We start from the raw sequence: 15,294 nt of genomic DNA, 5'->3' as shown, positions 1-15,294 counted from the left end.
CCCCCTGATGGCTCGCGTCCGAGCGACCGCCGCTGGCGACTTCGTCGCGAACGCGGCGGCCACTCGGACGCGAGCCGGGCCGCGAACGGGCAATGCTTGGTCTCGCTTCGCTCGAAAACGGGAGTCAGGCTGATGTGGTTACATAGGTTGCAATCCGGGCATCGGGGGTTTGCCGTCTGTTGATATTCGGGCTGTGTTTGTGCTGCAACGCCTGCGCCGCTGGGTGTTCGCGGCCATGCTCGGTCTCGCTCAACTCGGAAGCGGGAGCCGTGTGGTTGTGTGGGTTGGCCACCGATCCGGTCAGGTGGGAGCCCGCTCGACGACCCACTCGAAGGCCGACGCCTTCGACCGCGCGCCCTCCACGGCACGGGAACGGTTGGGTTCGCCGAGTTCGACGAGCAACTCCTCCGACAGCGCGACCAGCGCGGCCAGCGTCGCGGGGTCGAACCACTCCGGGCGCGTCGCGAAGAGGATGTCCTCGGAAGAAGTGTTGCCACTCGCACCCGGCGCGAAGGGGCAGCCGCCGAGGCCGCCGAGCGCCCCGTCGACCATGTCCGCGCCCGCGGCGGCGGCGGCCAGGGTGTTAACCACGCCCATCCCCCAGGTGTCGTGGCCGTGGAAGACGATGCGCCGCTGCGGGGTTCGGTCCCGCACCGCCGCGACCAGCGCCGCGACCTGTCCCGGATACGCCTGTCCGAGCGTGTCGGCGATGACGATATCTTCCGTGCCCTCGGTACGCGGGTCGCGGGCGATGGCAAGCACCCGCTCCGAATCGGTCGGCCCGTCGAACGGACAAGTGAAAGCCGTTGCCAGACATAGCTGAATCGACCCATCCACCGCCCTGGCCAATCGCACCGCGTCCGGCAGCACGGCGACACTGTCCTCCGTGTCGCGCCCGATGTTCGCCCTGTTGTGCGCGTCCGACACCGAGAAGCAGTACTGGAAGTTGCGCACCCCCGCCGCGGCCGCCTTCTCGACGTGCCTCGGCGTCGCCACCCACACCCAACAGCGTTCCAACTCTTCTGGAGTCAGCTCGGCGACGAGCTCCATCGTGTTCGCCATCGGCGCGACCAAATCCGGCCGCGCCATAGAGCCGATTTCCAACGCGGGCACGCCGAGCGCGAGCAGGCGGCGCACGACGTCCACCTTCCGTTCCACCGACAGCAGTTTGCCGGTGAGCTGCAGTCCGTCGCGCAGCGTCACGTCGCGCAGCACCGGCGCGGTCATCACTGCTCGCTCGCCTTGCGGCGTCCACACATCACGCCACCCCACGGTTTCTCGCTCGCCCCAGTCGAATTCGGCTGCACCGCGGGCCTGCTGCTGCCCGGTGAACGCAGTTCCCGTGCGCCGCGGCCCTGGGGTCGCCGACGGTCTTGTCGTTGCGTACTCATTGCGCCTCCTGTGTCTTGTGGGACACTCGCCCCCGGTCGGGCCCGATGAGCGCTGGGCGACTGTGTCTCATCACACCTCCAACGCGTCGATCTCGGCTTCGCTCATGCCGAGCAATCCCGACAGGACCTCTCGGGTGTGCTCTCCTAGATCGGGCCCGACATTGCGGATGGGCAGGGACTGTTCACCGATCACCGGGACGATGCCGGGGAAGCCGACCATCTTCGGTTCCGGCGCACCGACATCCACCGCGAACGGCTGGATCATGTTGCGCGCCCGGTACTGCTCGTCACCCACGATGTCGGCGGCGGTATAGATCGGGCCGCACGGAATAGCCGCGGCCTCCAGCAGTTGCAGCGCCTCGGCGCGGGTGTGCCGGATCGTCCACTCGCCGATCGCCGCGTCGAGCCGCTCACGGTGACGCCAGCGGCCCGCGTTGTCCTGGAGCTCCTGGTCGGCGGCCAGGTCCGGGCGCTCGATGACCGCCATATAGCGCTGGAAAATGGCATCACCGTTGCCGCCGATGATGATGCTGGTTCCGTCACCACACGGGTAGGCGTTGCTCGGCGCAATGCCCTCCATCCGGCCGCCGACGCGTTCACGCTGGATGCCGTAGGCGAGGTAGTCCGGCACCAGCGACTCCATCACGGACAGGATCGCCTCGTTGAGCGCCACGTCGACCACCCGCTCTGGCAGGGGGATCGTCGCGTCTTGCGCGGCGCGGCGTTCGCGCTGGAACAGCATCATCACGGTGCCGAAGGCGGCGTAGATGCCCGCGATGGAATCGCCGATCGAGACCCCGGTGCGCACCGGAGGACGATCCGGGTCGCCGACCAGCTCGCGCAGGCCGCCGACCGCCTCCGCCACGGCGGCGAACCCGGGACGCGCGGACAGCGGCCCGGTCTGCCCGTAGGCGGAGATTCTGGTGATCACGAGGTCCGGATTCGCCTCGTTCAACACCGCAGGCCCCAGACCCCACTTCTCCAGCATGCCGGGCCGAAAGTTTTCCAGCAGCACATCACACCGCCGGATCAGGTCGAGCACGATGCGGCGCCCCGCCTCGCTGCGCAGATCCAGTGTGATGGACTTCTTGTTGCGGTTGATGGTCCGATAGAGCATCGAGGTGTCGCCGCCGTAGAGCCGCCAGTTGCGCAGCTCATCACCGGCTTTCGGCCGTTCCACCTTGATCACCTCGGCGCCGAAGTCGCCGAGGATTCGCCCGGCGGTCGGCGCGGCGATGTAGTTGCCGAGTTCCAGGACGCGTACCCCGTCCAGCGGCCGAATACTCATGATCACAAGTGTGGACCATGCCACGAACGGCCTAGGCGCGACCTCACAGCTCGGCAACGGTGGGCGATGCCCCTGGCCCGGTCGGCAAGCCCGGCCTCTACCGCGACCGAGCCGGAAACCCACACCGTCACCCGGGCGCGCCCGCCGCCCGGCGGCGCGACATCGCCCGGCTTCGCGATTCCCCGCCTCGTTCGATACCCGCCGGGCGCCGCGACTACGCAGTTGGCTCCCCACCGCGACAACCATGCGGTGCCGACTACGACGCGAGCAGCTACGTGTCCTCGACGATCGAGTAGTGCTCGGCGTCGCCGACGATGACGGTGCTCGCCGCGCCGTACACCCCGACGGGGATATCGCCCGCCAGCGTGATGCGGGTCAGCTTGCGCGGCTGGTCACCGATGGCGAGCACCGTTCGCAGCGCCGCAGATCAAACGCAGTGTTCGCGCAGGTAGGCCAGATCGTCCGCGACGCCTTCGGCGGGGGTTTCCAGAATCACCGGGGCGTCCGCCGTCTTGCACACCTCGGCGAGCAGCTGCGGATCGATGGTGCCGTCGGCGAAATTGGCGTGCTGGTCGGCACCGGAGTTGAACGCGTCGCGCGAGGAGTTCAGGTGCACCAGGTCGATCCGCCCGGTGACCGCCTTGATTCGGTCGACGACGCCGACCAGTTCCTCACCGCCCGCCCAGGCGTGGCAGGTGTCCAGGCAGAAGCCGGCGCCGTAGTCGCCGACGGCGTCCCACAGCCGGGCGATCGAATCGAAGTGCCGCGCCAAGGCGTGACTGCCGCCCGCGGTGTTCTCGATCAGGATCGGCACCGCGAAGCCGCCCTTGTCTTGCTGGCGTTCGAACAGCTTGCGCCAGTTGTCCACTCCGGTCTCCAGCTCGGCGTCGGAGCGCACGTGCCCGCCGTGCACCACGAGGCCGAGCGCGCCGAGCTCCGCGGCAGCCTTCGCCTGCTGCGCGACCGCGTTGCGCGAGGGCATGCGCAGCCGGTTGTTCAGGCTCGCCACGTTGATCTGGTAGGAGGAGTGCACCACCACGTCGATCGGACTCGCGCGGATCTCCTCGGTGCGCGGATGGGGGGTGGGTTTGTCCCAGCCCCGGGGATCGACGACGAACAGCTGGATGACGTCGGCGCCCAGTTTTTCACCGAAGCCGATCGGATCGCTGTCGAGCCGGACATGTGCTCCAATGCGCATAGCGGTCAGCCTAATAGTCGCCGCCGGACGAAGTCCGTCCACAGACCTCAGCCCCCGCCGGTAGGCCTGTCGCCCTCGCCACCCCCGTTCGACGGGCGACCGGGAGCTGCGTGATAGCTGCTATGGTTTCGATGTTTTCCGTGGTCGGGCCCGTCCCGGATCGCGTGTTCGTATGCTGTACGCCTGTTCGCCGGTGGGTCCCGGCGGGCGGCGGGAAGTGGAGCGGTCATGCTGGCCAGCGGTGACATTTTCGCCGGCTATGTCATCGAGCGGCAACTGGGTCGTGGTGGCATGGGTTCGGTATATCTGGCGAAACATCCGCGGCTGCCGCGGATGACGGCGCTGAAGCTGCTGAACCGGGAGATGTTCTTCGACAAGGAGGTGCGGGCGCGGTTCGAACGGGAGGCGGATCTGGTCGCCCAGCTCGATCACCCGAATATCGTCACGGTCTACGACCGTGGGCTCGAGGACGAGCAGCTGTGGATCTCGATGCAGTACATCGACGGCATCGACGCCGCCTCGGTGGAGACGAAGTCGCTGCCGCCCGAACGCGCGGTGCAGATCGTCGAAGAGACCGCGAACGCGCTGGACTACGCGCACGGCAGTGGCGTGCTGCACCGGGATGTGAAACCCGCGAACATCCTGCTCGCCCGCTCCGGCGCGGGCCGTGGTGAGAGGGTGTATCTCACGGACTTCGGCATCGCGCGGCTGCGCGACGACACCGGTCATCTCACCCAGACCGGTACCTTCACCGCGACTCTCGCCTACGCCTCGCCCGAACAACTCACCGGCGCCTCGCTCGACCACCGGTCCGACCAGTACTCGCTGGCCTGCTCACTGTTCTGGCTGCTCACCGGTACCGGCCCGTTCAAGGCGACGAACCCCGCGACGGTGATACAGGGGCATCTACAAGGCGCGCCGCCCGCGCTGAGCAGCGTCCGCCCAGGCCTGTCCTACGCGCTGGACGGCGTGCTGGCCAGGGCGATGGCCAAGCGCCCCGACGACAGATACGCCAGCTGCGCGGAGTTCGCCGCGGCCGCCAAGCACGCGCTGACCAATCCGAGCGTGCCCTCGATGCCGGTGGTGGGTGGTCCCCGTCCGGTCACCGGCGGACCGCGCCCGACGACCGGCCCGGGGCCGATCAGCGGACCGCATATCCCGGTCGCCGGCATGCCTTTCCCGATGGCGCACGGCCCCGGCCCACAGACCAGCGGACCCAATCAGCTTGCCGTATCGACATCGTCGGCGACGCCGCCGCCGGCGACGCTGGTGAACCAGCCGCCGCGCACCGGCCCCGCGCCGCAGCCGACGCCCGCCAACCCCTATACCCAGCAGTCCGGGTTCTCCGCGTTCACCGCGCCGCCCGCTCCGCCGCACGGCGGACCCACACATCTGTCGGCCGGACCGCCGCGCAAGAAGAACACCGGTTTGATCGTCGGCGTCTCGGTGGGCGTCGTCGTGCTGATCCTGATGGTGCTCGGCATCATCGGCGTGGTCACCAACTCGAACTCGAACAACAGCCGCAGTACGACCACCTCGACAGTGCAGCCGAACATCGTCAGCGCGACCGCGGAGTCGATCAGCGCGGAGTTCCCCAGGATGGTGCCCGCGACCAAGACCGAAGAGGCCGGATACAACGGCGCCGAGTGCTGGCTGGCCTCGGCCAGCTCGCCGCCGTCACCGTCCAAGGGCGAACCGGACTTCGGCGACTGGGCCGCGCAGTGGCGCTGCTTCAAGGGCGGCAACAACGAGGACCCGTACTACCGCATTTACGCCTACAAGACACCCGCCGACGTGCAGAACGTGCTGAAGGGCCTGCCCGCGCAGGCCACCAAATCGACCGACAGCAACGCCGGAAAGTCCTACACCAACTACAAGTACGTGGACGACGGCGCCAAGATGGTCACCGCGTTCACCGGCGACCCGGATCGGACCCAGTTCCTGATGTACACCGACGGCTTCAGCTCCACCACCATCGACGAGCTGTTGCGATGGTGGCGCTCGGCGCCGCTGCACTGACGCGTGCCACGCACCGGTGAGATGTCGCCGGGTACATCATCGAAAGCCTGCTCGAGAAATGCGACCGGGCTCCAGCCGCTTGACATCTATCGGAGCATCATCGCGGCTGTTGGCGACGCGCCAGCACGTCTCCGGCCCATCAGAAACCGGGACCAGGCGTCACATCCGGATGCAGCGACCCGCCCACGGGCGCTACCGCATGTCCTGGGTCGGACGCGTCGTCCGGCCGCATCAGAGCTTGTCGAGCTCGCCGTCGATCAGCGCTTCCAACTGGTCCCGACCTTGGACGCCGAGCGCACCGCCGAGCGCCGTAGCAAGTCGATCGAACGGATCCTCCACCGTCAGCGTCGTGAAACTCTGCGCCAGTTCCGGCACGGTCCACAGTTCGTCGTCCTTGTCGATCTGACCGCCACGCGTCCATCCGTGATTCACCGCGATAGAACCGCCGCGCACCGAGAGCACCTGTCCGGTCAACGGGCATGCCTCGTCGAGGAGGTAGGCAACCAGCGGAGCCACGGTGATCGGATCCTTCGGGTCCAGGCGGTCGGGCGGAAGGGTTCGATCCATGCCTGGCACCTGCTCTGTCAAGCGGGTACGGACCATCGACGGACTTACGCAGTTCACTCGCACGCCCAGTCGCCGCAGCTCCAGGGCGTGCACGGTGGTCATCGCCGCAATTCCGGCATTGGCCGCGGCGTAATTGGTTTGCAGTGGAAGTGGATTCAGCAGGCCGGAACCCGAGGCGGTATTGACGATTGCCCGGTCCGTTCGCACACCCTCGTCGAATCGCCGCCGCCAGAACGCCGCCGCCCACCGGCTGACCGCGAACGTTCCCTTCAACTTCACGGCGACCACATCGTCGAATTCACCTTCGGTCAACCGCTCCAGCCCTTTATTGACCTCGATGGTGGCATTGTTCACCACCGCATGGAGGTCGCCGAATTCGACGACGGCATGCTCGACCATTAGCCGGGCGTCGTTCCAATCGGTGACACTTCCGGTGTCGGCCACCGCCCGTCCGCCGAGTGCCCGGATCTCATCGACCACTGTGGACGCGATTCCGCTGTCGCCACCGGAACCGTCGGTCTGCACGCCGGGATCATTCACCACGACGTTTGCCCCGACGGCCGCACAGTACAGAGCCTCTGCCCGGCCGATCCCTCGCCCAGCTCCGGTTATCAGGACGGTTCGTCCCTCCAGGTTCGCCATCTTCCTACCTCACTCTCGTTGTCGCGTACAGCCACACGCGTGAACTGCGGTTCAACGGTCTTCCGCCGTCGCCGCACGGGATGCGATGCCGACTCGGGATTGCCACGCCGACACCGACACAAGTTTAAGTGCACTAGTGCATTTATACACTAGTGCACTTAATTATCTGGTACTAGGCTACAAGTTGTGACCGCAGCGACCGGACTCCGCGAACAGAAGAGGCGGGCGACACGGGAGGCGATCGTCCGAGCCGCGACAACTCTGTTCCTGCAGCAGGGCTTCGTCGCGACTTCGGTTTCGGATATCGCCACGGCTGCCGGAGTGTCGCGCCGGACATTCTTCCTGCACTTTCCATCCAAGGAAGACGTTCTGTTCCACCACATCGAGGGGCACATTCAGGTCGCGCTCGACATCTTGTCCCGGCTCGACCCAGGGACAACCGCCTGGGATGCCACGCAAGCCGCCATGTACGCACTCGTAGACGCTTTCGATGTCACCGCCGCGAACGGTGACGAGCTCGCGGATCTGCGTCGCCAGTTCGTCGGCAGCGCAAGAGGATTACCCGGATCGCTCATGATTCGGCTGCAGTCCGTGCACGCGGCGCTTCTGCTCGCGCTCGAGGAACGCTTCCCCGATCGGACGAGATGGCCGATCATCTCCACGCACCTCGGTGCATGCATGGGTGCGGTGACAGCCGCGGCCGGTTCGGATTCCGGTACGCGGCACTCCGCGATGCGGACTGCGATAAGCCGCGCAAGCGAAGGCTTCCGCCCCGTTTCGACCGAGACCGACCCGTGAGCAAGCTTCAGCGAGTGAACCGAGCGCAATAGCGCACGACGGAGCCGAGCGCCATCGAGGCGAAGCCGTGAGCGAACACCACGGCCCCGCAGGCCCTACTCACCACCCGCCGCTCCGCGGTCAAGGCCCACACCACCGTGATCAACCAAATCAAGGCACTGCCGACCACCGCCGGCACCAACCCCGCCGACTACACAGCGATGCGGCATTCGCCGCGTTGCGCGGGGACAGCGCCGGTCCCAGCGTCGTCCGGGAAGACCCGCCGCCGCAGGCTTTTCCGCGGAGGAGACCGAGCCGAAAACAACGCACTGCACCCCGTTCGGACAACGGTATGTGCCTAAATGTATTGTGCGCGCGAGTTTTTCGGGCACCACATGCGCGCCCACGCGCGACCGACCGGTCGTTTCAGTCGGCTTCGCTGCCACCCGTGCGGAGTTTGAGCAGGACCAGTCCCGCGGTGCACGCGAGAATGAGACCGGCAACGGTGATTTCGACGTGCAAGCCGGCGATACCGAGGACCGCCCCGGCGATACCGCCGACAAAGAACAACCAGGCAAGGGTCCGCGACACAATCGTGGACAGCATGCGCGCCGGCTGGTTCGACTCCAGATGCTGTGCAGTTGCCGACACCGCATCCTCCGTGGCGCGGGAAGACCTGCGCCGCGATGTTGTCGAGTAAGCTCCCATCATCTACTCCTCGATGACGCCGGTCAGAGAACCGCTTTCACGTTCTCACACAACGTGTCTCTCATCCTGATACAGGCGTCTCACGCGTAACTTTGCTCACACACGCTACGACTCCGGCACGTCGGATGACAGCGACACGTGCCCGCGACACGCCGACGAGATCAATTCGATATCTGAATCAGGACTGTTTTAACGCGCCGCCCGGCGCCTTTCCAGTGACCACTTGCCTCGCCTGGCCGACCGGCCTCGAGTAAGGTGAGGCCACTCGATACCCACGAGGAGTTGTTACCGATGGAGAACAGCAGGGCCAAGATCGCCGGTCCGGCGATCGCCGCGGGAGCAGTTTCCATCGGACTCGTTCTCATCGGCGCATGCGGCGTAGGCAGGCACGACACCTATGTCCCACCGCCGCCGCTGAAGGCGGGTGAGTACGTCGAGCCCGCGGCCCACGAGGGCGCCACCGGCTCGACTACGCCGAGGGTGATCATCCCGCCCTCGCCGACCTGGAAGATCGCGCCGTACCAGCAACGACCGGCCACGCCGTTCTCGGGTTTCAGCAGCAGCACCACCACCTCTGCCGAGTCCTCGCCGCGGATACTGCACGACGGTGCGGCGCCGGAGGACTCGAGGCCGCCGATCAGCACACGACCGGCCGCGGTCGAGCCGCCCGTCATGTCGCCGAACGAGCCTGCCGCGAACGAGTGACCCGCGGTGGCGCGCACACACCACCGCGTCGGCCCTACAGTTCGGCCAGCTCGTAGTCGCCGACCCGCGCGCTGAGCACTCGCAGATGCTCGAGCCCGCCACCCAGGGTGCGCTCGATCGCGGTCAACCGGGCCACGTAGTGGCCGACCGGATATTCGGCGGTGACGCCGATACCACCGTGCATCTGAATCGCTTCCTGCCCGATGTGCCGCGCCGCGCGGCCGACCTGCAAGCGCGCACGGGACGCGATCACGGGGTCGTAGGCTCCGTCCACCAGCGATGCCGTGGCATACAGGCTCATGCTGCGCGCCAGCTCCAGCGAAACGTACATGTTGGCCGCGCGCTGGGTGAGCGTCTGGAACTTCGACAGCGTGACACCGAACTGCTTGCGCTGCCGGAGGTATTCGGTGGTCAGCCGGAGCGCCTCCGCCATCGCGCCGACCGATTCCGCGCACAGGCTGGCTTGCGCGTGCCCCAGCACCGACGCGACCGTCTCCGCGGCGTCCGCGGCGCCGAGACGCTCGGCGGGCGCCTTGTCCAGCTCCACTTGCGCACCGCGCTGACCGTCCACCGTGCGGTAGGGCTTGCGGACCACACCGGTGGCGTCCGGCGCGACCAAGAACAGCCCGACCCCGCCAGCCGGCAGCGCGGCGCTGACCACGAGCTCGTCGGCGCTACCGCCGTGCGGGACCGGGTTCTTGACGCCGGTCAGCTCGTAAGAACCCCCCGCGGCGGTAGCGACGGGCCCCGCGGACGACGCCATCGGCACGGCCGCCGCAGCGGTGGTCGCCAGCTCGGTGGACGGCCAGCGCACACCCGGCTCGGCGTGTGCGAAGGCGAGCAGCTTCGTGCCCGCGGCGACCTCCGGTAGGATCCGCTGCCGCTGTTCAGCGCTGCCCGCACTGGCGACGAGCCCGCCGGGCACAAGCACCGCGTCCAGGATCGGCTCCGGCGCGAGCCTGCGGCCGATCTCTTCCAGCACCACCATCGTTTCCACCGGACCAGCGCCGACACCGCCGTCCTCCTCGCTGAAGCTCAGCCCGAGCACGCCGAGATCGGCGAGCTGGCGCCATACGTCGCGGCTCCAGCCGAGCTCGGAATCGGTAACCTTCAGCCGCGACTCGGCGTCGTAGTTGTGCGCGAGCAGGTCGCGGACCGTGTCCCGGAGCATGACCTGCTCATCGGTGAGATCGAAATCCATGGTGTCGCCTCACAATCCGAGGATCGTGGAGGCGATGATGGTGCGCTGCACCTCGCTGGAGCCTCCGTAGATGGTTGTCTTGCGGTAGTTCAGGTAAGCGGGGCCGCTGCGCTGCGCCCAGCCGGGCGAGGCGATGTCGTCCGCACTCACCGGAATGGCATCCGGTCCCGCGATGTCGGCCAGCAGCTCGGTGGCCGCCTGCTGCAGCTCGGAGCCGCGCAGCTTGAGCACCGACGAAGCCGGATTCGGCTTGCCGTCCGAGGAGTTGGAGACCACACGCAGCTGGGTGAGCTCCAACGCGAGCAGTTCGTTCTCCAGCTCGGCGACCCGCGCCGCGAACACCGGGTCCTCCAGGAGCGTGCCGCTGCCCGATCTGGTCTGCGCCGCGTACTGTTTCGCGACGCCGATCTTGACTTTGGTACGGCCGACGCCGGTGATGCCGGTGCGCTCGTTGCCGAGGAGGAACTTGGCGTAGGTCCAGCCCATATTTTCCTCGCCGACCAGCTGATCGGCGGGTACCCGGACATTTTCGAAGAAGACCTCGTTCACCTCGTACCCGCCGTCGATCAGCTTGATCGGGCGGATGGTGACGCCGGGCGACTTCACGTCGAACAGCAGGAACGAGATGCCCGCCTGCTTCTTCGGCGCGTTCGGGTCGGTGCGGACCAGGCAGAAGATCCAGTCCGCGTACTGGGCCAGCGTGGTCCAGATCTTCTGACCGTTGACGATGTAAGAGTCACCGTCGCGGACCGCGGTGGTCCGCAGCGCGGCCAGGTCGGAACCGGCGTCGGGCTCGGAGAAGCCTTGGCACCACCAGATGTCCAACGCGGCGGTGGCAGGGAGGAACCGCTCCTTCAACTCCTGCGAACCGAACTGGGCGATCACCGGGCCGACCATCTGCGCGTTGAACGTCAGCGGCTCGGGCACCGAGGCGAGCTGCATCTCGTCCTGCCAGATATGCCGCTGCATCGGCGTCCAGTCCTTGCCGCCCCACTCGACGGGCCAGTTCGGCACCGCCAGGCCGTGGTCGTTGAGGATCTTGTTCGCGGTGACGATGTCGTCGCGGGACAGCTCATGGCCGTTCCGGACGCGCTCGCGGATGTCGGCCGGAATCTCGGTCCGATAGAAATTACGCAGTTCGTCGCGGAAGGCGACGTCTTCGGGGGACAAGGATAGTTTCATACGCATCTCCCAGCGTGTCTCGTACTTCCCGCTCCAACCTACCCCTCGGTAATCTCACATCGGCGACTGGATCGCATCGGGAGGTCCCGCGTATTCGTGCCGCGTGGTGGACCCGGTTCTGCCGTCGGCTACCGAAGCCCCGCTACCCTCGGGCGACAGAACCGACGAGCTGGTACGTTGCTGGTCATGGGTCGAGGACCCCGAAAGGTTCGGTATCGAGGAGAGCTAGTGAACGGCAGAACCATCGCACGCGCCATCACGGCTGCGACAGCTCTCGGCATCGGGGCGGTTCTGACCTTCTCCGGCACGGCCGCCGCTGACGAAACACGGACACCGCTGGACTCGGGGCTCGGCCACCTCACCGAGATCGCCCCGCCCGACCCCGCCGCGCAAGCGGGCGTCGACGCGCTCACGCGGTACACCACCCTGGTCGACGTCGCGGAGCTGCGCCACGTCTCGAGCGTATTCACACCGTTCGCCTACGCCGCGCCCACCTTCGGCTGCGGCAGCAACGGCCCCATCACCACGATCATCGCCGCCGCGACCACCGACGGGCCGGGCACCACGCCGGACCTGAACGTCGCGGCGGGCACGCTGCGGTTCAGCGCCACCCCCTCGCACTCCGGCGCGCCGCTGGCCTCGGGCCTCGTCGTCGCGTGGGTGAACGTGAACACCGGCGCCAGCGGCATCGCCCCGCTCGACGACCTGACCGAGTACCGCCAGCCGTCACTGTCCAAGACGGTCAACAGTGGTCCAGGCACTGTCATCGCCTCGATGTGGGGCATCATCGACTACCCGTTCGCCCACTGCGTGATGACGCCGACGGTGGGCCTTTTCGTGGTCCCGGACAAGCCGGTCGGCCTCCCCGCCGCACCGCCGCCTCGCACACCGGGCCTGATCACACCGGGCCCCAACGGCACCGAGGTCGGTCCCGCGCCCGCACCCGAAACCGCACCGAGTGCGCCTGCCGGGGCCGAGGCGCAGGCCGAACCCGCTCGCTGACGACGACTCGGCACGCTCCGGGATCACCGCGGGCGGTCCCGCTCGCGCGTACTCACCGAAGAACAGCGAAGAACGCGCGGATATCGGCAACGTGCGCGGCCGGAAGTTCCATCGCGACGAAGTGATTGCCGGTGTTGCCCTCCGGCCAGTGCACGATGATGTTGTCCCGCTCGGCCAGTCGGCGCATCAGCGCGGAGCCACCGCCATAGGTGCCGGTGGGGACCAGCTTCTGACCCTTCGGCCACGCGAACCCACCGTCACCGAGACCGTTGTACATCGGCCAGGACGACGAGGCCGCGGTATTGGTAAACCAGTACAGACTGACATTGGTCAGCAGGTGGTGCCGGTCTATCGCGTCCTCGGCGCGGTCGGCCAAGGGGGTGAACTCGGTGAACTTGTGCATCAGCCAGGCGAGCAGACCCACCGGAGAGTCGGTCCAGGCGTGCGCGAAGGTCTGCGGTGCGGCGTGCAGCAGCACGTGGTGGTTCACACCGGTCATCCACTTCTGCATCAGGTCCCACTCGACGCGTTCGTCCGGCGTCATGGTGGGCACGTCGAGCTCGGTCGGGATCCCGACACCGCCGTCGAGGTGCACGCCGATCACGCGGTCCGGCGCCGCGATGGCCAGTTCCGGTGCGACGTAGGCGCCGAGATCCCCGCCCTGCGCGCCGAAACGCAGGTACCCGAGTCGGTCCATCAGCACCAGCCACATCTGCGCCACCTTGCGTGGCGTCATCCCGAGTTCGTGCGGGCCCTCGGAAAAGGCGAACCCGGGGACCGACGGCACCACGACGTGGAACGCCTGCGCGGGGTCGACGCCGTGTGCCCGCGGATCGGCCAGCAGGCCGATGGTCTTGGTGAATTCGACGAACGAGTTCGGCCAGCCGTGGGTCAGAATCAGCGGCGTCGCGTCCGGCTCCGGCGAGCGCACGTGCAGGAAATGCACGTCGAGACCATCGATCTGCGTCGTGAACTGGGGAAACTCGTTGAGCGCCGCTTCCTCTGCGCGCCAATCGAACTCCGTCCGCCAGTACTCGGCCAGCTCCTTCAGGTAGTCGACCGGGATGCCGCGATCCCAGCCTGTGCCGGGCAACTGCGCCGACCAGCGGGTGCGGGCGAGCCGGTCGTGCAGGTCGTCCAGATCGGCTTGCGGGATCTGGATGCGAAACGGGCGAATGTCAGCGGAGTTGCTGGTCATCAGTGGCACTCCTTGCCGGTAGGTTTGCGATCCACAAACACGGTAGGGACGATGTAGGACTGCTTCTGTCCTACTTATCTGGAATTCTCGGAATAATGAACGACATCCCCGCTCGTCTGCTGAGCTTGCTGTCGCTGCTGCAGACTCCGCGCGAATGGCCGGGCAGCGAGCTTGCCGAACGCCTCGGCGTCACCGACCGCACAGTGCGCCGCGATATCGACCGGTTGCGCGAGCTCGGGTATCCGGTCACGGCGACGATGGGCGCGACGGGCGGCTACCGGCTGAAGGCCGGGTCGGCTCTACCGCCGCTGCTGGTCGAGGACGACGAGGCGGTCGCCATCGCGGTCGGGCTACGCGCCGCCGCCGGGTCCGCCGTGGTCGGGATCGAAGAAGCGTCGGTGCGGGCACTTGCGAAGCTGGAGCAGGTGCTACCTGTGAAGTTGCGCCGCAAGGTGCGGGTATTCGGCACCGCACTGAGAGCGCCGACCGACAACGGGCCCACCGTGGACCCGGAGGTACTCGCCACGCTCGCCGCGAGCGTAACCAACCGCGAGCGTGTGCGCTTCGCCTACCGCGACGGGTCCGGCACCGAAAGCAGGCGCAACGCCGAGCCGGTGGGCCTGGTGCCCTTCCGGCGGCGCTGGTATCTGGTCGGCTATGACGTCGACCGCGACAACTGGCGGGCCTACCGTGTCGACCGGATCGACCGGCCACAGCCCACCGCCGCCCGCTTCACCCCGCGCGCCCTGCCCGCCGCCGACGCCGCCGCCTATGTCGCCGGCCAACGGACCGACTGGGGCACACCGGCATTCCGACTGCGACTGACCATCGACGCCCCTGCCGAGCAGATCGCGGGACGGCTGGGCGACAGCGAGGATGAAGTCGTCGCGATCGATGCGCACTCTTGCCGAATCGATACCGTGCGGGATGATTCACCGGACTGGTTGGCGCACAGACTGATCGGCCTCGGGGTGGACTTCCGGGTGCACGAACCACCTGAGCTGATCGAGCGATTGCGCGCGATCGCACTCCGCATCGAACACGCGGTCACCACAAACACGCCGCCGAACACGGCCACCACACGAACTCCATGACCGAATCGAGCCGATCACCAGCGTTCGCCACCGAGTGCGCAGGTTGAGTCCGGCGGGCGCCGATCGCGACCCGACCCAGGTCCTCAGCACAACCGGCTGAACAGCTGATGAAAGCCGCGCACGTCTCGGAGTGCCGCGCACCGAGGAACCGGTGCGCGGCAGCTCTATCGGCGGATCAGCCCGGGAGGTCGTTGACCGATGTGGATTCGTTGCGGGACAGCGTGATTCCGAGATCGGCGGCGGTGCGATCGAGCTCCTCGTCGTCGCCGTCGCGCATCTCGATGGCGGCGCCGTCGGACGACAGCACCTCGACGTTGAGGCA

The 15,294-nt window shown here is 67.4% G+C and carries 14 protein-coding genes and 1 pseudogene; 5 read left to right on the top strand and 10 right to left on the bottom strand.

Going from position 1 to position 15,294, the window contains the following annotated elements:
- Positions 1-300: 300 nt before the first annotated feature.
- The 5 genes and pseudogenes from AB0H00_RS31570 to AB0H00_RS31550 form a co-directional block, all read right to left on the bottom strand.
- Positions 301-1,227 carry a hydroxymethylglutaryl-CoA lyase gene (locus AB0H00_RS31570; protein WP_357273526.1) on the bottom strand — a complete coding sequence of 309 codons (927 nt, stop codon included), beginning with the start codon at positions 1,225-1,227 and terminating at the stop codon, positions 301-303.
- Positions 1,227-1,391 (bottom strand): hypothetical protein, encoded by a 165-nt coding sequence (locus AB0H00_RS31565; RefSeq protein ID WP_357273524.1) that lies wholly within the window; start codon positions 1,389-1,391, stop codon positions 1,227-1,229. Before AB0H00_RS31565 ends, AB0H00_RS31570 begins: the two co-directional genes overlap by 1 nt.
- Positions 1,392-1,461: 70 nt before the next feature.
- On the bottom strand, positions 1,462-2,679 hold the full coding sequence (locus tag AB0H00_RS31560; protein ID WP_357273521.1) for a CoA transferase: 1,218 nt from the start codon (positions 2,677-2,679) through the stop codon (positions 1,462-1,464).
- A gap of 271 nt (positions 2,680-2,950) precedes the next feature.
- Positions 2,951-3,076, bottom strand: a pseudogene (locus AB0H00_RS31555) (taurine catabolism dioxygenase); the annotation flags it as partial.
- 30 nt (positions 3,077-3,106) lie between these two features.
- Entirely contained in the window at positions 3,107-3,877 is a 771-nt protein-coding gene (locus tag AB0H00_RS31550) for a deoxyribonuclease IV (protein WP_357273519.1), read from the bottom strand.
- A 228-nt stretch (positions 3,878-4,105) separates the two neighbouring features.
- Here AB0H00_RS31550 and AB0H00_RS31545 point away from each other — a divergent pair, with 228 nt between their 5' ends.
- Positions 4,106-5,896, top strand: a complete 1,791-nt coding sequence (locus tag AB0H00_RS31545) for a protein kinase (RefSeq protein WP_357273517.1) — start codon at positions 4,106-4,108, stop codon at positions 5,894-5,896.
- 231 nt (positions 5,897-6,127) lie between these two features.
- Here AB0H00_RS31545 and AB0H00_RS31540 read toward each other — a convergent pair whose 3' ends face one another.
- Entirely contained in the window at positions 6,128-7,105 is a 978-nt protein-coding gene (locus tag AB0H00_RS31540; RefSeq protein WP_357273514.1) for an SDR family NAD(P)-dependent oxidoreductase, read from the bottom strand.
- 186 nt (positions 7,106-7,291) lie between these two features.
- On the opposite strand from AB0H00_RS31540, the gene AB0H00_RS31535 reads away from it, so the two are divergent.
- Positions 7,292-7,903: a TetR/AcrR family transcriptional regulator gene (locus tag AB0H00_RS31535; RefSeq protein WP_357273512.1), complete on the top strand. Its 612-nt coding sequence runs from the start codon at positions 7,292-7,294 to the stop codon at positions 7,901-7,903.
- A 405-nt stretch (positions 7,904-8,308) separates the two neighbouring features.
- Here AB0H00_RS31535 and AB0H00_RS31530 read toward each other — a convergent pair whose 3' ends face one another.
- The gene (locus AB0H00_RS31530) at positions 8,309-8,533 is read right to left on the bottom strand and encodes a hypothetical protein (protein ID WP_357273509.1); all 225 of its coding nucleotides are present in this window, start codon (positions 8,531-8,533) and stop codon (positions 8,309-8,311) included.
- A 348-nt stretch (positions 8,534-8,881) separates the two neighbouring features.
- On the opposite strand from AB0H00_RS31530, the gene AB0H00_RS31525 reads away from it, so the two are divergent.
- A complete protein-coding gene (locus AB0H00_RS31525) occupies positions 8,882-9,295 on the top strand; it encodes a hypothetical protein (protein WP_357273507.1) in 414 nt (137 codons plus the stop codon).
- Between the two features lie 34 nt (positions 9,296-9,329).
- Here AB0H00_RS31525 and AB0H00_RS31520 read toward each other — a convergent pair whose 3' ends face one another.
- Both AB0H00_RS31520 and AB0H00_RS31515 read right to left on the bottom strand, forming a co-directional pair.
- Complete coding sequence (locus AB0H00_RS31520; RefSeq protein WP_357273504.1) at positions 9,330-10,496, bottom strand: acyl-CoA dehydrogenase family protein; 1,167 nt, start codon at positions 10,494-10,496, stop codon at positions 9,330-9,332.
- 9 nt (positions 10,497-10,505) lie between these two features.
- Positions 10,506-11,678 carry an acyl-CoA dehydrogenase family protein gene (locus tag AB0H00_RS31515; RefSeq protein WP_357273502.1) on the bottom strand — a complete coding sequence of 391 codons (1,173 nt, stop codon included), beginning with the start codon at positions 11,676-11,678 and terminating at the stop codon, positions 10,506-10,508.
- Positions 11,679-11,906: 228 nt separating this feature from the next.
- Here AB0H00_RS31515 and AB0H00_RS31510 point away from each other — a divergent pair, with 228 nt between their 5' ends.
- Positions 11,907-12,680, top strand: coding sequence for a hypothetical protein (locus AB0H00_RS31510; protein ID WP_357273500.1), 774 nt, complete (start codon positions 11,907-11,909; stop codon positions 12,678-12,680).
- Positions 12,681-12,732: 52 nt separating this feature from the next.
- On the opposite strand, the gene AB0H00_RS31505 is transcribed toward AB0H00_RS31510, so the two are convergent.
- Positions 12,733-13,878, bottom strand: a complete 1,146-nt coding sequence (locus AB0H00_RS31505) for an epoxide hydrolase (protein ID WP_357273497.1) — start codon at positions 13,876-13,878, stop codon at positions 12,733-12,735.
- A 95-nt stretch (positions 13,879-13,973) separates the two neighbouring features.
- Here AB0H00_RS31505 and AB0H00_RS31500 point away from each other — a divergent pair, with 95 nt between their 5' ends.
- Entirely contained in the window at positions 13,974-14,972 is a 999-nt protein-coding gene (locus AB0H00_RS31500; protein ID WP_357273495.1) for a YafY family protein, read from the top strand.
- The last annotated feature ends 322 nt before the right edge of the window (positions 14,973-15,294 follow it).

The sequence above is a fragment of the Nocardia sp. NPDC023852 genome (assembly GCF_040639505.1).
In the GTDB taxonomy this organism is placed as follows: Bacteria; Actinomycetota; Actinomycetes; order Mycobacteriales; family Mycobacteriaceae; genus Nocardia.
The sequence above is the reverse complement of the archived record's forward strand: the minus strand, read 5'-3'. Positions and strand labels throughout refer to the sequence as shown.